The organism is Candidatus Defluviibacterium haderslevense (genome assembly GCA_016712225.1).
Taxonomy (GTDB): Bacteria; Bacteroidota; Bacteroidia; order Chitinophagales; family Saprospiraceae; genus Vicinibacter; species Vicinibacter haderslevensis.
In genome coordinates this window covers 3,015,842-3,039,691 of record JADJRL010000003.1, presented here as the reverse complement: position 1 = coordinate 3,039,691, position 23,850 = coordinate 3,015,842, and the positions used below count along the sequence as shown (strand labels likewise).

The 23,850-nt window shown below is 32.7% G+C and carries 18 protein-coding genes; 7 read left to right on the top strand and 11 right to left on the bottom strand.

Annotated elements, in window-relative coordinates; translation table 11 throughout:
- Positions 1 to 34: 34 nt before the first annotated feature.
- From IPK88_11805 to IPK88_11790, 4 genes are all read right to left on the bottom strand, one after another.
- Positions 35 to 3,190, bottom strand: a complete 3,156-nt coding sequence (locus IPK88_11805) for a PKD domain-containing protein (protein MBK8244101.1) — start codon at positions 3,188 to 3,190, stop codon at positions 35 to 37.
- Positions 3,191 to 3,528: 338 nt separating this feature from the next.
- Positions 3,529 to 4,866, bottom strand: coding sequence for a signal recognition particle protein (ffh, locus tag IPK88_11800; GenBank protein MBK8244100.1), 1,338 nt, complete (start codon positions 4,864 to 4,866; stop codon positions 3,529 to 3,531).
- A gap of 55 nt (positions 4,867 to 4,921) precedes the next feature.
- Positions 4,922 to 5,599 carry an ATP-binding cassette domain-containing protein gene (locus IPK88_11795; protein MBK8244099.1) on the bottom strand — a complete coding sequence of 226 codons (678 nt, stop codon included), beginning with the start codon at positions 5,597 to 5,599 and terminating at the stop codon, positions 4,922 to 4,924.
- Between the two features lie 272 nt (positions 5,600 to 5,871).
- Positions 5,872 to 6,450, bottom strand: coding sequence for a DUF1211 domain-containing protein (locus IPK88_11790; GenBank protein ID MBK8244098.1), 579 nt, complete (start codon positions 6,448 to 6,450; stop codon positions 5,872 to 5,874).
- A 278-nt stretch (positions 6,451 to 6,728) separates the two neighbouring features.
- On the opposite strand from IPK88_11790, the gene IPK88_11785 reads away from it, so the two are divergent.
- Both IPK88_11785 and IPK88_11780 read left to right on the top strand, forming a co-directional pair.
- Entirely contained in the window at positions 6,729 to 7,145 is a 417-nt protein-coding gene (locus IPK88_11785; GenBank protein MBK8244097.1) for a hypothetical protein, read from the top strand.
- 75 nt (positions 7,146 to 7,220) lie between these two features.
- Complete coding sequence (locus IPK88_11780; protein ID MBK8244096.1) at positions 7,221 to 9,431, top strand: TonB-dependent receptor; 2,211 nt, start codon at positions 7,221 to 7,223, stop codon at positions 9,429 to 9,431.
- A gap of 82 nt (positions 9,432 to 9,513) precedes the next feature.
- Here the strand turns inward: IPK88_11780 and IPK88_11775 are convergent, their stop codons facing one another.
- The 4 genes from IPK88_11775 to IPK88_11760 form a co-directional block, all read right to left on the bottom strand.
- A complete protein-coding gene (locus IPK88_11775; protein ID MBK8244095.1) occupies positions 9,514 to 10,371 on the bottom strand; it encodes a hypothetical protein in 858 nt (285 codons plus the stop codon).
- A 100-nt stretch (positions 10,372 to 10,471) separates the two neighbouring features.
- Positions 10,472 to 11,095: a peptide-methionine (S)-S-oxide reductase MsrA gene (msrA, locus tag IPK88_11770; GenBank protein MBK8244094.1), complete on the bottom strand. Its 624-nt coding sequence runs from the start codon at positions 11,093 to 11,095 to the stop codon at positions 10,472 to 10,474.
- Positions 11,096 to 11,272: 177 nt separating this feature from the next.
- The gene (locus IPK88_11765; GenBank protein MBK8244093.1) at positions 11,273 to 11,707 is read right to left on the bottom strand and encodes a DUF1761 domain-containing protein; all 435 of its coding nucleotides are present in this window, start codon (positions 11,705 to 11,707) and stop codon (positions 11,273 to 11,275) included.
- 48 nt (positions 11,708 to 11,755) lie between these two features.
- Positions 11,756 to 12,451 (bottom strand): hypothetical protein, encoded by a 696-nt coding sequence (locus IPK88_11760; protein ID MBK8244092.1) that lies wholly within the window; start codon positions 12,449 to 12,451, stop codon positions 11,756 to 11,758.
- A gap of 300 nt (positions 12,452 to 12,751) precedes the next feature.
- On the opposite strand from IPK88_11760, the gene IPK88_11755 reads away from it, so the two are divergent.
- From IPK88_11755 to IPK88_11735, 5 genes are all read left to right on the top strand, one after another.
- Complete coding sequence (locus IPK88_11755) at positions 12,752 to 13,147, top strand: BlaI/MecI/CopY family transcriptional regulator (GenBank protein MBK8244091.1); 396 nt, start codon at positions 12,752 to 12,754, stop codon at positions 13,145 to 13,147.
- 36 nt (positions 13,148 to 13,183) lie between these two features.
- On the top strand, positions 13,184 to 15,814 hold the full coding sequence (locus IPK88_11750; GenBank protein MBK8244090.1) for a M48 family metalloprotease: 2,631 nt from the start codon (positions 13,184 to 13,186) through the stop codon (positions 15,812 to 15,814).
- A gap of 128 nt (positions 15,815 to 15,942) precedes the next feature.
- On the top strand, positions 15,943 to 18,420 hold the full coding sequence (locus IPK88_11745; protein MBK8244089.1) for a carbohydrate binding family 9 domain-containing protein: 2,478 nt from the start codon (positions 15,943 to 15,945) through the stop codon (positions 18,418 to 18,420).
- Between the two features lie 335 nt (positions 18,421 to 18,755).
- On the top strand, positions 18,756 to 19,067 hold the full coding sequence (locus tag IPK88_11740; protein MBK8244088.1) for a transposase: 312 nt from the start codon (positions 18,756 to 18,758) through the stop codon (positions 19,065 to 19,067).
- Positions 19,034 to 20,068, top strand: coding sequence for an IS1380 family transposase (locus IPK88_11735; GenBank protein ID MBK8244087.1), 1,035 nt, complete (start codon positions 19,034 to 19,036; stop codon positions 20,066 to 20,068). Before IPK88_11740 ends, IPK88_11735 begins: the two co-directional genes overlap by 34 nt.
- Positions 20,069 to 20,164: 96 nt before the next feature.
- On the opposite strand, the gene ftsZ is transcribed toward IPK88_11735, so the two are convergent.
- From ftsZ to IPK88_11720, 3 genes are all read right to left on the bottom strand, one after another.
- The gene (gene ftsZ, locus IPK88_11730) at positions 20,165 to 21,574 is read right to left on the bottom strand and encodes a cell division protein FtsZ (protein MBK8244086.1); all 1,410 of its coding nucleotides are present in this window, start codon (positions 21,572 to 21,574) and stop codon (positions 20,165 to 20,167) included.
- A gap of 100 nt (positions 21,575 to 21,674) precedes the next feature.
- The gene (gene ftsA / locus IPK88_11725; protein MBK8244085.1) at positions 21,675 to 23,030 is read right to left on the bottom strand and encodes a cell division protein FtsA; all 1,356 of its coding nucleotides are present in this window, start codon (positions 23,028 to 23,030) and stop codon (positions 21,675 to 21,677) included.
- A 27-nt stretch (positions 23,031 to 23,057) separates the two neighbouring features.
- Positions 23,058 to 23,849, bottom strand: coding sequence for a hypothetical protein (locus IPK88_11720; GenBank protein ID MBK8244084.1), 792 nt, complete (start codon positions 23,847 to 23,849; stop codon positions 23,058 to 23,060).
- Between the last annotated feature and the right edge of the window lies 1 nt (position 23,850).

Genomic DNA, 23,850 nt, shown 5'->3' with positions numbered 1-23,850 from the left:
AAATGTAAAAAATTAAGACTTGGAACTTATAATCTTATTGAACGACCCATTTACGAGTCATCTGATAGCCTCCACTTTGAATAACTACAAAATAAATTCCGGGTTCATAGTTGTCAAAAGACATAGAATAATGAATGAAATCCCCGTATTTATGATCAGAATGAATCAATCTGCCATTTGCATTATACAATTTAATCTTAAGATCCTGTTTTGAATTCAAATGCACCGAAATGATTCCGTTTTGATTGACCGGATTGGGTTTGATTTCAAATTGTGAAAATAGTTCGGCTGACTTTGTACTGGTCAATTCATTCACTTCGAATGGGCCAAAATTCTTTTCACATGAATTCGCATCAAGTACTTTAACATGATATGTTCCAGCAGCCAAATCCTGAATCGTTGATGTTGTTGCACCCGTATTCCATTCATACCGATATGGTGCATATCCTCCTGCAATATTAATTTCTATACTTCCGGTAGCACTACCTGATATGGTGTGATTGATCTTTTGATTGGCTAATAGGATGGCACTCGGTTCATCTATAGAAAATCCTTTATTGATTTGACTTCCAAGTGCATCTTGAATAGTTACAGAATAATTTCCTTTTTTCAAATTACTAATCAATGCTGTGTTAGCTCCGGTGCTCCATAAATAACTATACGGTTTTGTGCCACCCTCTAAATTCAATTTAATTTGTCCATCTTGATATCCATTACAACTTACTTGTCTGACTTCCCAGGATGATAATGAAAGCACAGCAGAATTAGTTAACACTACATTTTGACAACTTTTGTTGATTCCACATTCATTCGTTATTTCTAAACATACTTCATATTCTCCTTCCTTCGAATATAAATATATCGGATGCTGTTCTACACTAGTCGTTCCATCTCCAAAACTCCAATTCCAGGATGTTGCAATACCTTGAGATGCATCCGTAAAATTCAGTTCAAAATTATTTTTAACAAAAGTAAATTGTGCCCTGGGTTGTGTTTGCTCTTGTACTTTAATACTGTCCTCTGATTCACAATCATTCTCCGTATTTTTTACGTTCAAAATGTAATTTCCTGCTTGATTAATTAATGGTTTGAGTGTGTTGGAACCATTCAAAATATTACCGTTGATGGTTTTCCAAAAGTAATTATATTGAGACCCTTGTGATGAAATGGTACCATCCAAATTTAAGGTCATGGTAATACAACCTAGATCATTAGAACTTCCAGCTTCTGCTATCGGGTGTATTCGATCTTCAATTATCTCTACTTCTTTGGACGTGGTACAACCATTGATTTTATTTTGAATATTCAAAGTTCTAAATGCTGCTTCCTTAAGCTTTAAGGTCAAATCTTTAAGACCAGCTATTATGGATCCATCTTCACGGGTCCATTCCACATTGAAATCAGGACCTTGATCTGATTGACTTGCATCGATAGTCACTTCATCATATTTACAATTAATGTCATTGCTCTTATTTAATATAACTGTGGGGTATACCTTGTTTTCGGTAACAACTACCGTATCCTTAGAGACACATTGATTAATCGTATCTTTAACATTAAACACATAACTTCCCTTGTGAATAACTTTAATGAATTTCGAAGTATCATTCAAGGTATCATTAAGTTTTGTCCAATAATATTTAATCGCTAGGGCATTCGTTTTACCTTCCAAAATTCTATCTGGTTCATAACAATTTACATGGCCATCTCCTGTAGCTAAAACATCAGGATATTTGCGAAGATCTTTGACGATTACTGAATCTGAGTTTTCACAATGATCCACTGTATTTTCTATTTTTAAATTATAAGTCCCTGGTTTTGCAACTTTAATTGCCGTAGAATTGAAATCTCCTATAATCGCACCATTTCGGGTAGTCCAGGTATAAATGAATTCATTTCCTGAGGAGGAACCAATCGATGCATCAAAAAAGATCGTGTCTCTACCACAAATTAATGGAGTCGAAACTCCTGGTTTAACCACTGGTTTATGTGTACCATTAATGTATAAAGTCTGACTTAGTGAACAATTATTTTTATCTGTAACGGTTACCGTATACGTGCCTTGTTTTAATTTAGAAAAAACAGCATTGGATTGTTTGCCATTGCCTCGATCATAACTGTATGGAGGGACTCCTCCTGTGGCAGATGTTGCGATATAGCCATTTTGTCCATCACAAGTTTCATTAAAAGTTGAAAATTTGGCGGTTAATAAACTTGGCTCAGTGATAATATATGTTTTAACCACTGTACAAGAACTTGCATCGGTTACGGTCACTGAATAATTACCTGCAAATACATTGGAAATAATATTCGTATTATTTCCATTACTCCAATTGTAGGTATATCCCGGAGTTCCATAATTCACCCCTATTACTATTTTACCTGTACTTTCTCCAAAACATTTGACGTGGGTGATACTTTGGCTAACGATATCAACCCTTTTATTAGGGCCATTAACCGTCCAAGGTCCATAAGATTCAAAATACCCATTAAGATCAGTTACAGTTACTGAATAAGTACCTCCGGGAATATTTATAAGATCTTTTGTAACAGCACCATTGCTCCATTTATATTTTAATGATCCAAATCCACCAGTTACGTTTAAAACTACTTTTCCATCATCACCACAAGGGGAATGGGTTACCGAACCTGTGGCATTTAATGTAAAACTGTTTATTATCCAGTTGTAATAATTTTGATAGGACCGATCCCCTATTTCCCAAGTCCTGAAATCGGGCGAAATAACGTATAAAGTAGGGTAATAAGTAACATTATACTCATAAGCAACAGTCTCACCATTTCCTGGACCAAGATCGGCTTGTGGATAATTAACTCCAGAGACCCAATTTCCTTGAGTTCCCCTACCTGTACATCCACTTGGACCATAGAAACAAGGTGTATTTGTAGCAAAATCAGCTTCCATCATAACGACTGATGTCGTATAACCTAAGTTAGTTTGGACATCTCTGAGTACATGACTGCTATGGAATGACCAGCAAGGTCCACACCAAGTTGCAAAAAAATCAATACAAGCTGATTTTCCACCTGACATGGCTGCATAGAGGCTATAACCATTCCCATTAATATCCGTAATAGCAAAATCAGGAGCAGGACTACCATCCGGTAGTTGAGCCGCTAAATGATTAGAGACAAAAATCAACAATATTAAATTAAAAATGATTTTTTTCATTCTAGTGAATTTGCTATAAAGATAATAGAAAAAAAAGATATGATTAAAGATCTTTTTTTGAATTTCATATGGAAATTCATTTGAATGTATATCAATGGATGTAATGAATGTTTAAAACCAATCCACAGCATTAAACCCATTTTCTAAAATAAGTCATCACTCCATTACTTTCAAAATGGAAACCGAAGCGATACTTTTCAAAACTTAGCTTGATTGTGAGTACTCAATTTGTTCGTGCTTCATTCTAAAGCATAAATTAACTACTAATATATTGTATTACAACACAATACAAAATATTTAATAAAAATATACGACATTAGTCTAATCCTCCAAAACTACTACTTCCGCATATTCTGCATCTGCTTCATCATATTTCCCATATTTTGCCCTTTACTCATCATGAGCATCATTTTTCGCATTTCGTCAAACTGTTTGATAAATGCATTGACCTCATGAATGGTACGACCACAACCATTAGCGATTCGCGTTTTTCGCGCCATATTGAGGAGTTCTGGATTTCCACGTTCTTTGGGTGTCATGGATTGTATAATAGCTTCGACTTTCTTGAAGGCTTTATCATCAATATCTATGTCTTTTACCATTTTACCCACTCCAGGCATCATACCAAGGATACTCTTGATATCTCCCATTTTTTTTATTTGATTCAACTGTACTAAAAAGTCATTAAAATCAAATTTATTCTGGCGGATCTTGCTTTCAATTTTTTTAGCCTCCTTCTCGTCAAATTGTTCCTGAGCTTTTTCAACCAAGGAAACAATATCACCCATTCCAAGAATTCGTTGAGCCATACGATCCGGATAGAATATGTCGAGGGTTTCCATTTTCTCACCTTCTGACACAAATTTGATGGGTTTTCCAATGGTATATTTTATTGAAAGCGCGGCTCCACCTCTTGAATCTCCATCCATTTTAGTCAAAACGACCCCATCATAATTGATTCTTTCATTAAATGCAAGCGCCGTATTTACAGCATCCTGTCCAGTCATTGAGTCCACTACGAAAAGGGTTTCAGTAGGTTTTATGGTGTTTTTAATGCGTTCGATTTCAGACATCATTTCTTCATCCACAGCTGTTCTACCTGCGGTATCAATGATTACTAAATCAAGTTTATGCTCTTTGGCATAGGCAATTGCCCGAAGCGAAATATCGACCGGATCTTTACTTTCTATGTCTTTAAATATCTCTACTCCGACCTGTTCCGCAATTACCGTTAATTGATCAATAGCTGCAGGACGATATACGTCACATGCTGTTAATAGAACTTTTTTATTTTTTTTAGTTTTTAAAAACAAAGCAAGTTTACCTGAAAAAGTAGTCTTACCTGAGCCTTGAAGGCCTGATACTAAAATGACTGCCGGATTTGCATTAAGATTAAGTCCTTCAGCCTGTCCACCCATTAAATCGACCAACTCATCAAGGACAATCTTAACCATGAGTTCCCCTGGTTTGACTGACTTCAAGACATTTTTTGAACCAAGTGCCTTTTCCTTTATTTTATCTGTAAATTCCTTAGCTATTTTGTAATTTACGTCCGCACCTACAAGCGCTCTTCTGATTTCCTTAATTGATTCCGCTACATTGAGTTCAGTCAAAGTGCCCTCACCTTTGAGCCCTTTGAAGGCTAATTCTAACTTTTCACTTAAATTTTCAAACATCCTGACTTATTTTTTGTGCAAATATATTCAATTTTGAAATGGTCTAGACCAAGGATTAAACGGTTAGTTCCCTAACTTGTTGATGTTCTATTAAAAAAACTCTTTTTTGATCTACATGAAAGGAATGGGCATCAACATTTGCCATAATTACTGTAAGATTTTCCCTGATATAATAATCATGAATCAAATTCATAGCCATTAAATAATGCTCTGTATCAAATCCTAGAAAGGACTCATCCACAATCAGCAATCTTGGTTTATTGATTAAAGCACGGCAGATCTTTACCATTAGTTTCTGGCTCAAAGATAATTGGGCGACCTCTTCCTTAATGAGTGCCTTCAATCCAAGTTTTTCTAACATTTGTTCTATGAGTGCATCACTATTTAGATCTCTTATTTTATCTGCTGCCGATAAAGCAAGAGCTAAATTAGCTCTAACCGTTTTATGTTCCATTAAAGGAATGTGAGTACTAATAAAACTGCTCTTTCTTCTTAATTCAGATAAATTACTAACACTTATGGGATTAAGACTATAATCCAGCACATGAAGCAAACCTTGAATATCATTGTGAAGACCATAAAATGTATTCATTAATGTACTTTTTCCTGAATTGTTCGCTCCTACAAGGTCAACCCAATCATTCATTTGGATATCAAAATGAATATCTTTCAATATGATCGTTTCGGAATACTTTACATTTAATTTCTGTGCTGCGATTGCGCTATTAGACATATTCAATGATTAATTCACAAAGGTATTCAGATTCATAAATTAATTGAATTAAAATACAGTTTACTTAAGAATAACCAACATTGAATTTTAATATTATGTTAATTATAAATGATTTATAAATCAATTGAAATAATTACTTGCTTCCAAAAAAATAAATCAAAATTCTATAAATTCAATCTTGAATTAATTACTGATATCATCAATCCAAAAAAAAAATCAAAAAATTGGATTGCCATTTCCTTAAAGCAAATGCTTAATTGAAAATTCAAGGTTTAATCAGATAATGCTCTTTCAATGTTCTTATCTGGTATCAACCAAATTACAGATTGAGCTAATACCAGAAACAATGAAACAAAAGGATTGAGATAAGCTACAATAACTGCTGAAAAAGAACAAATCGTAGAAAAAAGTACTTTCCCTTTTTGCTTTTCCAGCGCTTGCTTCAATTCAGATTCGTCATTTACAGTATTAAATATAATTTTTTGCAAAATGGCATAAGCTATTCCACACATACAAAATACAATCGCGTAAAGCGCAACCGGATTAGGAGCAAAGTGATTCTCACCCATCCATCCCGAAGCAAATGGAATTAAAGACAACCAAAATAATAAATGAAGATTGGCCAATATAATTTTTGAATTAACCTTCCGGATTGTATGTAATAAATGGTGGTGATTTCCCCAATAGATACCGACACAGGTAAAACTGATCAAGTAACTTATACCCACAGGAATCAATTCTTTTAATTGATCCCAATCACTGCCGTGGGGCACTTTCATCTCCAGAACCATAATGGTTATGATAATGGCTAATACCCCATCGCTAAAGGCTTCCAATCTTGATTTATTCATAAATTATGATTTAACTTTATTGGCAAAGGTACATATCAATATTTACTTTAAGATATTCAAGTGAATCATGAAATCGATGCTTTCAAAACTATTTAAGGATAAAAGTCAATTTTATGTATTTTTGTAAAAATTAAGCATAAATGCAAGGTATTAAAAACCATACAATACTTATAACAATAGGTTTAGTATGCTGCTTCTTAATTTTAAATACGAATTTTATTGGGTTGAATTTACTTCACGTCAGGAAAATATATCATCAAAACTCCCAATTCAAATCCTTGCATTCGTTTACAGCACAAAAAAACATACAGGTACTCAAATTTACGATCTCTGAAATCCACAAAACCATACAATGGAAAAAACAAACAGAATTCAGGTTTAAAAATAAAATGTATGATGTCATTTATTCTGAATCAACATGTGATCTATTTATTGTATGGTGTGTTCAGGATGAAAAAGAAGATCATATCAATCATTCTATAGAAAATTGGGTCAGTACCTGCTGGAAACCCAATGAAACATTACCCATTTCAAATATTTATAGTTTTTTCAAGTTTACATTTGATGGAATTTTGTTCTCAATAAAAACCGAGCTGGAAATATCCTTTATTAATTCTAAAAATTTTCATTTTCTATATCCCCGCTACCAAATAATTAAAAACACCAGTATCCCACCACCAAAATTTTCATGTTAAATTTTATTATTAAAAACTGAATACCGATCCCGAATGGGATGGGCTATTATTACTATCATTTAAAATAAATTAAACATGAAATATAAACATATAAATAAAATCTTATTGGTTTTATTATTCTTTATTAACATTTCCATAATTTTTGCGCAATCTGAATTGGATTCATTAAATCTGGAAGAAGTTATCATTTCTGCAAACAAAGAAGCACAAAACAAAAGTCAGGTTGCACAACAATTTACCATTTTAACCAAAAAAAATATTGAAAAAATAAATGCAGCCTCAAGTGCTGATCTTATTTCATCTCAAGGCATCCATGTTCAAAAAAGCCAGCAAGGCGGAGGAAGTCCGGTTCTAAGAGGATTTGAAGCCAGTCGCGTATTACTTGTAGTAGATGGGGTTAGACTCAACAATATCATTTACAGAGCTGGTCATTTACAAAATATTATCACGCTTGATCCAAATATGTTGGAACGAGTTGAAGTTGCATACGGTCCGGCATCCACAATTTATGGAAGTGATGCACTGGGAGGTGCAATACATTTTTTTACTAAAACGCCTCAACTTTCAGACGGTGAAAAAAAATCATTACTTGGGAATGCTTATTTTAGATATGGATCAGTAAACAATGAAAGAACAACACATCTTGATGCACAAATTGGTTTTAAAAAATTAGGAATTTTATTATCCGGAACGTTTAGTCAATTTGATGATTTGAAAAGTGGTAAAAATGCGAATCCATTTTATAAAAATCCAATCGGTTTAAGACCCTACTATGCTGCAAGAATAAGTAATAGAGATACATTACTTGTAAACGATGATAAATATCTTCAAAAATTTAGTGGTTACGAACAATTGGATTTGTTAGCTAAGGTTAAATTTCAACAAAATAATAATAACATCCATTTGCTCAATGTTCAATATTCTAACAGTGGAGATGTTCCCAGGTATGATCGATTAACTGATCCAAAAGGTACTGGCCTAAATAGTTCAGAATGGTATTATGGTCCTCAATTAAGAATGTTAGGGGTTTATACTTACAAATATCTTAATCATAATAGAAAATGGCTTCAACAAGTCACTTCTAATTTGAGTGCACAAAACATCGAAGAAAGTCGACACAATCGAAATTTTGGGAATGACAAACTCAATCATAGAATTGAAAAGGTCAATGTTTTTGGCTGGAATTTAGATTTTGATAATAAATTTAATAAACATGACTTTCGTTTTGGGGTAGATATTCAATACAATACATTAAAATCTACTGCTCATCAAGAAAATATAAAGACGCAGATAACTGTTCCTCTGGATACCAGATATCCGGACGGAATCAACAATCTTTTTAATGGAGCTATTTATGTTAGTCACACTGCCAAAATTTCAGAACGTTTAAGTATAAATGATGGGATAAGGCTTGGGTACAATAAATTATCTTCCAGCTTAAATGATACTACATTTTTTAAATTTCCATTTAAAGAAATCAATCAAAGTACACCGGTTTATTCAGGAAATATTGGCCTCATTCATCAAGTGAATCAAAATTGGAGATTGAGTTTATTTGTGAATACAGGATTCAGAGTACCAAATATTGATGATTTAAGTAAGATTTTTGAATCAACCCCTGGACGGATCATTGTGCCGAATGAAAACTTAAAACCAGAAAAAACGATAACTACCGATTTCAGTATCACAAAAACAACTCCAATTGGTTTGAATTGGGAAACAGTACTTTATCATACTATGATTTATGATGCTATTATTGTTGACCAATTTAAATACAATGGTCAAGATTCCATAATTTATAATAATACGCTATCTCAAGTTGTATCTCCACAAAATAAATCAGAAGCCTATATTTACGGAATTAATACTCATTTGAAATATCCCCTTTCCGAAAATATGACATTTAACTTTGGCATGGATTATACTTTTGGACGAATAAAAACGGACAGTACTGATTATCCATTAGATCACGTTGCCCCATTTATTGGTACTTTGGGCTTAGACTATACGATTAACAAATTCAATGCAAATTTTACAACGCTCTACAATGGTTGGAAAAAATTAACGAATTACAATTTGTTAGGCGAAGATAATCTGCAGTATGCTACCAAAGATGGGACCCCTGCTTTTATAGTATTTAATATTGGAACTCAATATACTGTGAATCGATATTTAAAAATTCAGTTAGGTGTGAATAATATCCTGGATACCCAATATCGCACATTTGCGTCTGGTATCAATGGAGCTGGACGAAATGTTTATGCAACGTTGAGAATTTCATATTGATGTTAAAATAATTTTAATTTAATAAAAAAAAACTGCATCATGAATTCATGATGCAGTTTTTTTTTGATAAGAAATAATCCCTTTATCTTCTTTTTGTGGTTCTAGTTTTCTTAGTTGTTGTTACTGTAGTTTTACCATGACCTCTTTCTACTTTAGTTGTTTTTTTAGTCGTTTTAACGGTGGTATGCGTTCTTCTATGCTCAACATTTGTTCTGTACTTGGTATGCACAACAACTGAATGTCTTCTGGCAGGAACATATACCCGATGTGCCCTAACAACTCGGTGAACCGGAGCTATTCTAAAACCAACATGAACAGGTCTATGCGTGCGGAAAAATAAAATTGGGTGAGGTCTCCATGGTCTCCAATATGATGGATAAACTCGCCATCTGAAAGGTGAAATCCATGGTCTGTAGCTTGGTGCATAAATATATCTGACTGATGGCCATAACCAAACATTGACAACAGCTGGTTCTGAAGCTGATTGTTTTGTTTCATACTGTTTTGTATCAGGATTATAAAACGCATCATCATAGGGTTCGACTATTGATTGAGAACCATAAATATCTTCGTCACCCACTATTTGAACGGTTGCTGATTCCTTTCCATCTTTTTCAATTTCAATAACTGCAATGTCCTGAGATTCTGATTCACTAACAGCTACTTGCAAAACTAAAACATGAATATCTCCATCCATTTTCTCAACGACCTGGATGTAATCAATGTCCCCATCTCCATTCAAGTCCAGGTTATTCACAAAATTTCCCTCTGTATTTAATGCTTTCTCGAAGCTTTCAGGAGATTCGGATTTTTTGAATAGGTCAAGTGCGCCATTAAGATCAAAATGATCACCTGGAACTTCCATTTCAGATTCTTGAGCAGAAATCTGGAAATTGATTCCGGAGATTAATAGAAAACATAAAACAAAGAAATTTTTCATACTATAAAATTTTAATTGGTACAAGCAATAGACTTATTTGAAATTCGAAAGTTTAAAACGATTGAAATAAAAAATCTCAAAAAAAATTGAACAGATTTCATTATTTCTTAAGTTTTCCTTTAAATTTTTTCTTAAATTGTTCAAATCTTGGTATAGAAACACTCGATACATAAGGATTTTCAGGATTATGTTCGATGTAATCCTGATGGTAATCTTCAGCTTGATAAAAGACCTTTATGGGCAAAACTTCAGTTACAATTTTCTTCTTAAAGGCTTTCGAAAGTTCTAAATTTCGAATGGTTTTCTCTATAGTCAATTTTTCATCTGTATTAAAATAAAAAGCTATGGACCGATATGAAGACCCATGATCAGGCCCTTGTTGGTCTTTTGTTGTTGGATCATGGGAAGCAAAAAACACATTAACTAATGATTCAAAACTTACCTTTGATGGGTCATAATAAACCAAGACTGATTCTGCATGACCAGTATTTTCAGCAGAAACTTGTTCATAAGTTGGATTCTTTGTCGTACCTCCAGCATAACCCGAAATTACTTTTTCAACACCCACAACTGATTCAAAGATATGCTCGCTGCACCAAAAACACCCTTCAGCAAAAGCAGCAATCGCCTTCCCTTTAGGAGGTATTAATGATATAGGTTTGGTTTGGGCATCCACCGCGACATAACCAAAAAGAAATAGGCAAAAAATATATAATTTGTACATAATAAAGATAAGCAAAATTATTTAAAAAAGTTCATCCAATTAATTCACAATAAACTCCTCCCAAATGCCTCACAAATATTCCAAATAGAATTGAGTCTATGAGATTTCATTATCTGTAAAAATAATAAACAGGGACTTTAAGGTAAATCCCTGTTTAAATAATTTTTATAATGTCTATTATTTCTTTTGCCAAGCTCCTAATATGGCGCCCATCATAGTAAATAATAAAAAAGCATAAGATCCATCAATCATGGACAAATTCATCGGTGCTTGTGAAAACATATGCCCTACAAAAATTCCAATTAAACTTATCAATCCTATTGAAGCTCCAACCTGAGCGCCAGAAGATAATGTGTGTGATCCAGTCCTGTTCAATAACCAATTGATTATTAAAGCATACACTATCATAGCTATTGTATTGACAACCATTGGTGTAGGCGATTCTGACATTTCTGCTCCGTTTTTCATCATTTTCATAGTCGTCAAATCCTGTGTTATGCCATTTCCAGCCATCCATTGGGATTGAAATAACATTCCATAAAATAAAAATCCGAGTAACATACCTCCTATAGCACATGCTATAATAGCGAGCCAATTTGTTTTAGTTTCCATAAATAAATATTTTGTTGGTTAAAAAAATCGTTGACATGGAATATTCAATTAATGGTGATCTTGTGGCAAAGTATTGGATGCTGTCAAGAAATAATATAAAATCTTTTCTTGTATTTCTATAGGTTCTAAATAAACGCGCTTTTTAAATGCCTTGTAATCTATTGATGCTCCTGATTGATTTAAGACATAGGTAGACCAATCAAATAAACACCACCCAAGTCCATGTTGGATGGTTTTTTTATCAATGCTTTTCTCAAATAGGGTCTTTGTTCTAATATTTAAATAGGAAAGTGCTCTTAACACAATTTCGATATCAGCCTTTGATTCGTAATCCACTATATGACTTAATTCATGTCCTATCAATCCTACAAGAGCATTAAAAGGAACTTTTTGCAAATTAATGAATCCGTTTTGGTGCAATTTATTGATCCGAACTACATATTTTCGTTTTTGGGGATCTAAACTCATCATCGATAAAAGTTGCGGTCTAGAGTTCATTGAAGTGGAAATATTTCTATATTTAAAAGTTATAGGTGTTTGTATCAGTTCAGGATAAAATGACAAACTTACAAGAACTGCTAGCCTATACTCATGCGGAATTTCTTTATTAGTGCCATATAATCTTTCTAGGCTATCTAGTTTTGAACTGTAGTATAAACTATCCAATTGCCGCAACATGGACATTTCTTGCCCATAACTTAGTGCACCGTTTAAAAATAAAATGATTCCAATATAACAACGCATAGCTTACAGTCAAACATTAAAAACTGAGTTCAAAACTAAGAATTTATATAATTTATTTTCAACTAAATTATTATAAGGACTCCATTTGAAACAAATGAGCCCTCATTGTCGAATTATACTGCAAAATTTTTCCATATTATACTTAGCCCTAATTAAGTTTTTCCATTCCAAAATAGCCTAAATCATTGTGTTTTGTAAAAAAATAACCCATGCTACGAAAAAAATCGTAGTAAAATTTGGAATTTTGAATATCCCAACATTATCTTTGCTACGAAAATAATCGTAGTCTTATAAAAATATATGGATCAAACAAATAAAAGCCTTATCACTCCTACTGCTTCTGAACTTGAAATACTCCAAGTGTTATGGCAACATGGATCACAGACCGTACGCTTCGTTAATGATGAACTTAATAAAATCAGAAATGATGTCGGATATACCACCACCTTAAAAATAATGCAAAATATGCTCGATAAAGGGATATTAAGACGTGAGATCATTGACAGAAGTCATATTTATTCTCCCGTTATGCCAGAGAGTATGACCCAAAAACAACTACTTGAAGAATTTTTAGATTCAACATACCGCGGATCAGCTGCTTCATTAGTTATCCAGGCTTTGGGACACGGAAAGACAACACGGGAAGAATTAGAAAAAATAAAAGCCCTGATTCAAAATATTGAAAACAATAAATGATAACCAACAAGCTTCATCATCATAAAATCAAATCTTATGGAAAATTATTTGGAATTTCTTTCCCCCAATTTGAATCATGCACTAGCATGGATGGTTATCCATTCTTTATGGCAAGCTACAATCATAGCACTTATTGTTGGTATTTTTATGATTATAAATAATAAAAAATCACCACAGTTTCGATATGCCTTAGGAAATGTTGGTCTCCTACTGATAATAATAAGTTCAATAACTACCTTTCTATATTATTATTATCAATCAGTTGGAAATCCTAATGTTTCCTATATTCCCAATACATTTGATGTACAAACCAAAGCGCAATTAACCATTACCCCTGAACAAGCATCATTGTCCATTTCAAATGTTGATGAAAGTAATCTCTTCAATAAAACGGCACTAATCAATTATTTCAATCAGAATATTTATACCATAGTTCTGATATGGCTTTTTGGGATGGTGCTATTTTTGATGCGACTACTTGGTGGTATTTCCTATGTTTATTATTTAAAACACAGGTTGAATTTTCCGGTTGATGAATACTGGTCACAATTACTGAATAACATTAAGACAAAACTTAATTTTTCAAAGACTATAGAATTTGTAGAATCTGCATTAGTCAGATCCCCCATGGTCATTGGACATTTAAAACCTATTATACTATTTCCGATTGGCTCCATTAACAAATTAGAAGTGAATGAAGTCGAAGCAATCCTTGCACATGAAATTGCTCACATACTTAGGAATGACTATTTAATCAATATATTACAAACGATCCTTGAAGCTATTTTTTATTTTCACCCGGCTGTTTGGTGGTTATCATCTCAAGTTAGAATAGAAAGAGAAAATTGTTGCGATGATGTTGCCGTAAAAATTTGTGGAAACTCTTTAACCTATGCAAAATCTTTGGTACGTGTTCAGGAAATGACCTATATACAAAATCCGCAAATCGCTATGTCAGCCGGAGGTCAAAAAAGAAGTCTACTCTTTCAAAGAGTTCAAAGAATATTAAATCATAAGCAACACAAAACAACCATTTTTGATAAACTTATTTCATTTGGCGTCATACTGTCCATTATTTTATGTGTTTCATTTGTCGATAGTAAACTTAATAATAATAAAACGTATGGAGCAATTAAAAAACTTGAATCAACCATTGCACTGGATTCCACTTCAACTTATATCAAATACTATAATAATGCTGGGGAATTAGATTCATTTATCATAACCGGTAAAATCAAAGATGGCATCTATGATTTTACTGATCGTCTATATACTGCTATTCTGGAAGTTAAAAATAATTTCGTAATCTCCTTCAATATCAATGGTCTCCAGGTTGACAAAAAAGATTTTCAAAAATTTTCAGGTATCATCAATCAAATCATTTTAACAAACAATGAACAAAACAATAGTGAAGTTAATGCCACATCATCTGAACATTCAAAAACTTTGTCTTATTCATACAACCCCTATTCCAATGAAATTCAATCCTCAATTGAACATAATAGTCAAAAACGCTCAGAAAAAAATGCAAGCTGGTTTTTAGAACATGCCAAGGAATATCCAGGAAATTATATAAAAAGAAATAACGGTTCACTATTTCAATTACTTACCAATGACGGTTCATTTTATGAATTTGATGAACAAGGAACTATTGTACAAGAAATTCATCCCAATAAAAAAATAAATACACCCCAAATTGCCGATGCTTATATACCAAATATTAACTCAATTCAAATAACCTCAGATCAAATCATTGAAATGATTGATGAGCAAAAAAGTCATATTGAAGAATTGAGTGACATTGCAGCAGAACTATCACGAACACGAAATAATAATCATGAAATAAAACGAACAGAAAATGAATTGAATAGTCTGGAAAATGAATTGGAAGGGATAGAAAATGAACTAAATCAATATACAAATCAATTTTCAAATTTTAAAGACCTCGAACAATCTAAGAAATTAAATAATGAACTAAAAAAACTTGAAAAAGAATTAGATAAATCTAAAATAAAAATTAAACATAACCATAATAAATTATTACAATTAAACGCTGATAAAGAACGAGGTACCGTTTGTGGGCAAACCAATTCCTATATGTCTCCTGAATGGGTAGAATCAATTGGAAAAGAATTAAAAAAAGATAAATTGTTGCATTCAGAGTATAATTCGATTTCCATTCAACATAATTATATGCTAGTCAATAATCAAAGATTAAAAGATAAAGATTTTAAGAAATATAAAAAACTATACGAAGACATTACTGGAAACCAAATAACTTCAGGTACTAATATTACGATGTGCTTCAATGGACCGAAACTCTTAACTGAAAATATTTATCAAAATACGAATGATGTCACATATTCAAATAATGACATAGAATATAATTATCCATCTTTTATGAATGCCCTAATAATAGGTTTGAATCAAGGTGGATATATTGATTTTGGCAAACCCATACAATTTGAGCTATCGAATAAAATATTTAAGATTAATGGAAATAAATTAAATACTTCGGAATTAAATGTATACTTGAAACAAGCCACTGAAGATTCCAATAATGACGTAGCTCCTAATTTCAAATATACTTTTAACGGAATTATAAATGGCATAGATGGTTTCAATGTCAGATTGTCGGGGAAATTAAATACGGACACTAGCAAATAAAATGCGATCATAATATATAGATTATATTTACCGATATGTATTAAGGACTCAAATCTCCATTTGATTCTTTAGGTTTCAAAAAACACTTTTTAAAAAAGCTTTTTAATTAGATCATAAAAGATATCTACATGTATTTAATCAAAGGTATTATTGTATTTATAACCGTTTTATTTATAACTAAAGGCATTGGTCAATCTTATAATTCATTCGTCAAAACACCAAAAGAATATGCTATATTACGTACTAACATAGCCCCTCATATTGATGGTTTGCAAAACGATGTAATTTGGAAAACAGCCTTTGCAACGGATAGTTTCATACAATATGAACCAAAACCATTTCAATGTGCTTCATTAGATTCCAAAGTAAAACTTTGCTATGATGACAATGCCATTTATGTTTACGCTCATTTATATGATACTCCATCTAAAATTAGAAAAGAATTGAGTTCGAGAGATGCTGTTCAGTACTCAAATTCCGATTACTTCACTATAAGTTTTGACACTTACAACGATGATCAAAACGGAACAAGATTCATAATTGGAGCGAATGGGGTACAATCTGATTCAAAAATTTTTAATAATTATAGCGATTTTAATTGGAATGGAGTGTGGGAAAGCAAAGTAAAAATTGTTGAGGATGGATGGATAGCTGAATTAAAAATACCTTATTACAATCTTAGATTTCCAAAAAAAGAAAAACAAATTTGGGGCCTTCAATGTGCACGATATATCAATAGATTGGGGGAAACAGATACCTGGACACCCTTAGATCCAAAAATAAATGGCCATGTAAACCAATGGGGGAACTTGACCGGACTAGAAAAAATAAATCCGCCTATTAGAATCCACCTATCGCCTTATTTTGCAGCTAACTATCAACAAAACGAAACTGAAACCAATCAAGGAATAAAAACCAATGAACATTCTAAATCAATATCAGGTGGTCTGGACATGAAAGTTGGACTCAATGAATCATTTACTATAGATGCAACACTCATACCTAACTTTGGTCAGGTAAAATCAGATAACAAAAGATTAAATACTACGCCCTTTGAAATATATTATGAAGAAAACAGACCTTTTTTTACTGAAGGTACCGATTTATTTAATAAAGGAGATATATTCTACAGCAGAAGAATAGGAAGTGAGCCTAATAAAAAAAATAATGTTTATGAAACCTTGTCCTCTTCAGAAGTATTAGAGGCTAATCCAAATGAAACACAACTGTATAATGCAACAAAATTTTCAGGAAGAACTAATCACAAACTGGGAATCGGAATACTTAATGCTATAGTAGCACCAACCAATGCACGTATTCGAGATACACTTTCGAATCATAACAGGACATTTCAAACCTCTGCTTTAACGAACTATAATGTAGCTGTAATTGATCAAATACTAAAAAATAATTCGTCCGTAAGTTGCATTAACACCTCTACTTGGCGTAATCAAAATGAAAGGAATGCAAATGTAACAGCACTATTATTAAATATAAAAGATAAAAAAAACAAATATGAATGGTCAACTATGGGCCGAATGAGTCATGTGTTTACACCCGATCAAAAAAAATATTCTGGGTACACAGCCGATTGGTCATTAAATAAAATTAGCGGTAATTGGGTTTGGTCTATAAGTCAAGCCCTCAAAGATAAACGATGGGATCCTTCTGATCTTGGCTTCAGTCAACAAAATAATTATCTACAGGAAAATGCAAATATCTACTATAATCAATATGAACCTAAAAAAATATTTCAACAAACTAATTATTGGTTAGGCGTAAATTACATCAGCAGATTAGAACCATTTTCGTATCAAAATGTAAATTTCAATGCTGGCTTTTGGGGCAAGCTAAAAAACCAAATGACGCTTAATTATTGGTTCAATATTTCACCTAAGTCTATAGATTACTTTGAAGCTCGCCAAGAGGATAGACAATTCAAATATCCTATAAATTATAATGCTGGCATCAACTTTCAATTAGATCCAAGAAAAAAATTGTCAAGTGCTTTCTTTATTTACCTACTTCAAATTCCAAAATGGAAAAATTCCTATTACGAATTTAGTATAAGTCCAATTTATAAAATAAACAGCCACCTAAATCTCAGCCTGAATACAAGTTTTGGCTACGGAAACAATGAGTATGGGTACAATTTCACTATAAGTGATGGAAGTTTTGGCAAAAGAAACACACAAACACTAAACAATAGTATTTATATTGCCATCAATTTTACACCGAAAAGTAATCTTACCTTTGGAACTAGACATTACTGGTCTAAAATTTGGTACTACTCCTTTTATAAACTAAATGATGATGGAAGCCTGAATATTGATCCTGAATACAAGCATAATGCAGATCTTAGCCAAAATTATTTCAATCTGGATTGTATATATACTTGGGAATTTGCACCTGGAAGTTTTCTTAATCTTATATGGAAAAACAGTTTAAACCGATATCAGGAATCAAATGATATAATCAAATCTGAAAATTATATCGATAATGTTAAAGGCACATTTAGCAGCCCTCAACATAATGCAATTACCCTAAAACTAATTTACTTTATAGATTATAATCAAGCAAGAAAAGCACTTAATAAAAAACACTAGAAATAAAATTTATGTAAATCATCTCAAGACAATTTATAAGAATTAATAAACTAATGTATTTGTTACAAATCTCTTAGCTCACTAAATCAAAATAATTTTATAGAAATATTGATATAGACAACACCTAGACCGAATGAGCATTTAGCATATAATGCATAATTATAAGAAATCAATCTAATTGGAATTAAATTAAACCCAGAATTGTCAATAGGATTAATTTCTAATGACGGCCATTAGGAATATTGATAAATATATGATTGAATATCAATAACATATATAATAATTTGATTAATAAAAAAGTGTTAATTTGCGGTAAGAAAAAGTTACATTAAAACATGGATTTAAAAATTGATTTTACAGATAAAGAAATCAGCCCATGGTCTGGAGTATATCTACTAAAAAAGATGCTAGATAGAATGGAATTTGATGAGATCTTAAGTGCATTGAATTTACCAGAAACTGGATCAAATAGAGGGTATCACCCCCATCAATTAATCAAGCAATTTATTACAAGTGTTTGGTGTGGTGCAAATAAATTTGAGCATACAGAAGTCACACGTCAGGATGAAGTAATAAGGCAATTTTGGGGTTTTGATAAAATGGCTGGCCATAAATCATTTCAGCGATTTTTTCAAAATTCGATCTGAGTAAAAATCAACAAGTATTTACACCACTTTATCAATGGTTTTTTAATAAATTACAATTTGACAATTTCACACTAGATGTAGACAGTACAATACACACAAGATATGGATCTCAAGAAGGGGCCAAAAAAGGATACAATCCAAAAAAACCAGGCCGTTTGTCCCACCATCCATTAATGGCTTTTATAGCGGATTGCAAAATGGTAGCCAATTATTGGCAACGCAGCGGAGATGCCTATACTTCAAATAATATAGAATCTTTTTTAGATGATACGTTCGAAAAATTAGGAAAGAAGAAGATCGGATTATTTAGAGCTGACAGCGGCTTTTATGATAAAAAAGTATTTAACTATTTGGAGAAGAAGTCCATCAACTACATTATCGCAGCAAGAATGTATGCTCCTATCCAACATAACATTGCATCACATCATAATTGGTTAAAAATGGCCGATGGATTAGAAATAGCAGATACAAACTACAAGAGTCCAAATTGGCAAGATTCAAAAAGAATGATAATTATTCGACAGTATGTACCCACCAGGCCTAAAGCTACAGGAAGAACCCTAAGTCTATTTAAGGATGAAGGAATTTACAGGAAATATCGATACAGTTGTTTCATTACAAATTTGAATTTACCTGCTGAACAAATTTGGACACTGTATAGACAAAGAGCTGATGCAGAAAATAGAATAAAGGAATTAAAGTATGATTTTGGATCATCAAGTTTTAATGTAAATGGGTTTTACGCAACAGAAGCAGCTTTAAACTTTGTTATGATAGCTTACAATTTTATAAGTTTATTCAGGCAAGTTGTTCTTAATACAAAGGTGCACGAACAGATGAAAACCTTGCGATATAAAATATTTGCAATAGGAGGTTACATAATTCAAAAAGGAAATCAAAGAATTCTTAAACTTTCTTTAGCTATGAAAAGAAGAGAATGGTTTACAGGCCTTTGGATGAATACTAACAACTTAAAAGCTCCTTTCATTTTTGATTCCTAATGACAATTCTGGGTTAAATTAAAAAAAATAGGCCCGGAAATCACCCCGGGCCTGATAAACCAATCTCATGAAAAGATATGAAAAGACGAAGCTTCTTTAATCAACGTTATCGTGGAGAAATGAATTCTCAGCGCGGATTTCCAATTTGTTCTCTTCATCCATAAAAATACGAGTACGTGAAATATTAGTTTCTGCTGATCCATTGATACGATCTAAACGAATATTTTTTCGTTCATAGGCAGGTGTATTTTCTGCATCAGCTAAATTTTTTCCTTCTGTAAGTGGTTTACTTACGACTGCGGGTTTGGCAATACTCAATGAACCCAAATCTGAATTTCGACGCTCTTCTTTCTTTTGAGTAAAGTCCGTATCATAAAAACTCAATGTATTCTGCATAACCGGCGCAGATGATTTGGGTGAGCTTGAAAAATCATTTTCAAATTCAATAGTTGTAGCATTAGATACTACTTCAGCAACAGAAGTTGTGACTTGAGGTTGATCATCATCATTCAAATTCAAAACAATCTTGTTTGATGTAACATCATCCGCTACACGTTTTTTATAACCCTGTCCAAATCCTGTTGCAATAAGTGTAACACTAATATTATCCATTAATGATTCATCGACACATGAACCCCATATGAGGTCAGTATCGAATCCTGCTTCTTGCTGAATGTACTCCGTAATTTCACCAACTTCATCCATGGTAATTTCCGGTTCTCTTCCAGTAGTTATATTTAATAAAATATGTTTTGCACCACGAATATCATTATCTTCTAACAAAGGAGAATTTAAAGCACTTTCAATGACTTTGCGAGCTCTGTCTTCTCCGGAAGCTATTGCACTCCCCATAATAGCTACACCGCTATCCTTCATAACAAAATTCACATCTTCAAAATCCACGTTGATATAACCCGGAACTGTAATAATTTCAGCTATTCCTTTAGCTGCAGTGGCTAAAATATTATCAGCGTTAGAAAATGCTGTGGACATTGAAAGATTGCCATACATCTCACGTAACTTATTATTAGAAACAACAATTAATGAGTCTACATTTTGTTTCAATTGTTCCAATCCTTCAAAAGCTAATCGACCTCTTCTTGGACCTTCAAATTGAAATGGCAAAGTCACAATTCCAACAGTTAATATTTCTAATTCTCGAGCTACTTTTGCTATGATTGGGGCAGCACCTGTTCCGGTTCCACCACCCATTCCTGCAGTAATAAACAACATTTTAGTGTCCGGCTCAAGAAATCTCCTCAATTCTTCGATGGACTCAATGCAAGCCTGTCGACCAACTTCAGGATTATTTCCAGCTCCTCTTCCAACAGTTAATAATGGACCTAGTTGAATTTTATTTGGCACTGAACTAATATCAAGACTTTGTTGATCTGTATTACAAACGGCAAAATCAACGCCTCTTATCCCAAGATTAAACATCTGGGTTACAGCGTTAGTACCCCCGCCGCCTACTCCGATGACTTTTATTATGGACGGTTGACTCATATAATTATTATTTATATTTGTTTGTGACGTAAAGATATGCATTTATATATTATAAATAAAAATAAATTATGAAATATTTTTATATATAACTAAATTTTTTTTAAAATTCTGAATCTGGACTTGCTTCAAAAAATTCTCTTACAGAGGTATATCCTTTATTGATCGTTCTGCCAAACCAATTTTCCTTTTTTGCATATACTTTTTCATCTTCCACTACAGGTTCTTCCATGGATTCATCAAGATTGAACACATCAAGTTTGTTAAATTTTGGAGCTGCAATCTTAGGCTTAATATTTCTTAAACCTTCATATAATAATCCAATACTCGTTGCGAACATTGGATTCGAAACTTCATCCATATAATGTGAAGACAAATGTTCTGTAGGATATCCAATTCTAGCGGCTAAACCTGTTTGATACTCTGTTAATAGATCAATATTTTTTAATAATGATCCACCACCAGTCAAAACAATCCCAGCTACTAATTTTTTTTCAAATCCACTTCGGTGAATATCCCACATCACGTAATCAAATATTTCTTCCACTCGGGCTTGAATGATTCTTGCAAGATTCTTTTCAGAAATTTCTTTAGGCTCTCGTCCCATTAGTCCAGGAATGGTTATGATTCGATTATCAACAATTTCTTCAGATAACGCGGATCCAAATCTCACTTTTAATTTCTCTGCTTGCTCTAAAGTTACCGAACATCCCGCCTTGATATCTTTTGTTATCATGTTACTGCCTATAGGAATTACAGAAGTGTACCGAATGATTCCTTCATTATAAATAGTAACATCCGTAGTACCACCACCAATATCAACCATAACAACACCAGCTTCTTTTTCTTCTTTAGACAATACAGATTCCGCAGAAGCCAAGGGTTCTAATGTCATTTTTTCACTTGTCAATCCCGCCTTTTCAATACATCTCAATATATTATTCGCAGCTGAAGTATTTCCGGTAATGATGTGAAAATTTGATTGTAATCTTGACCCAGACATACCAATTGGATCAATAATTCCTTCTTCATCATCTACAGTGAATTCTTGTGGTATTACATGTAGAATTTGGTCACCGGGTGGTAATGCAATTTTATACATATCTTGAATCAGTTTATCCACATCTTCTTGGTTGATCTCTTCCTGTGGATTATTGCGATATAAAACACCCTGATGTTGGATACTTTTAATATGTTGACCCGCGATACCAACATAAACTTTTTGAATTTCTTGCTTACTCATTTTTTCTGCAAGATCAATAGCATCACTAATTGCTTTAACTGTTTTATCAATATTGGATACCACACCACGAATGACACCTTCAGAATTGACTTTACCAAATCCAAGAATTTCAATCTTATTGAGAATGTTCTTTCTTCCGACAACAACACTCACTTTGGTGGTTCCAATATCCAATGAAACTACGATGTCTGAATTTTGATGAATTTGATTTTCCATAAGAACGAATTTTAGCTATTTTAACAATTATGATTCAGTTTGGTTTTTGCGACAGACGACTTGATCTTTATTTTTTAAGTCTATAGTTTGATAAACATTCCATCCTTCGTATCGCAATCCTTCCTGATAAAAAAACTTTAGTTTATTTAATTTTTCAGAAATATTTTCATTTCCTCCAACCAATATCTTTTCATTACCAATTTTTGGGACCAAAACAAATTCTGCATTTGGCAACACATCAATTTGTTCAATCAAAGATTTTATAAATGGATCTGCATTTATTTCAGTACCAATATTAAAAACAGCACGATATGCAAAATTGGCTTTCTCTGCAATGTCTATTCCCTGCATTGGATTTTGAATTCCGGTTACAACAGGAACTCTTGCAGAATATCTATTTGAATTGGGAATTTTTCGACCTTCCACATCAATATAATATTGAGCTCCCTGGGCCTCAACGATCCTCAACAATGGATCCCGTTGATACATATCTACATGAAGATTTTCCATTGCATCGATATATACTTCAGCATGATGTACCGTTGGTTGCATTTCAAGAAAATGTTCCAACTCTGTGGCGCGTAATGCAAACACCGGCATTTTTCGCCAATCTTTTTTATAAAAAACAGAAATTAATTCCTTAATATCTTGTTCGGAAATCAATTGATTTTCTACCGACGGTTTAATGATTTGAATTTTTAAAACTTTCGATTTCAAAACCCTTTGTTCCCGAATACCATTCATCCATATTAACCCAATAATCAATAATGACATGATATGAAGTCCTATAACCAATCCTATTTTAACTCGTGCATTCATC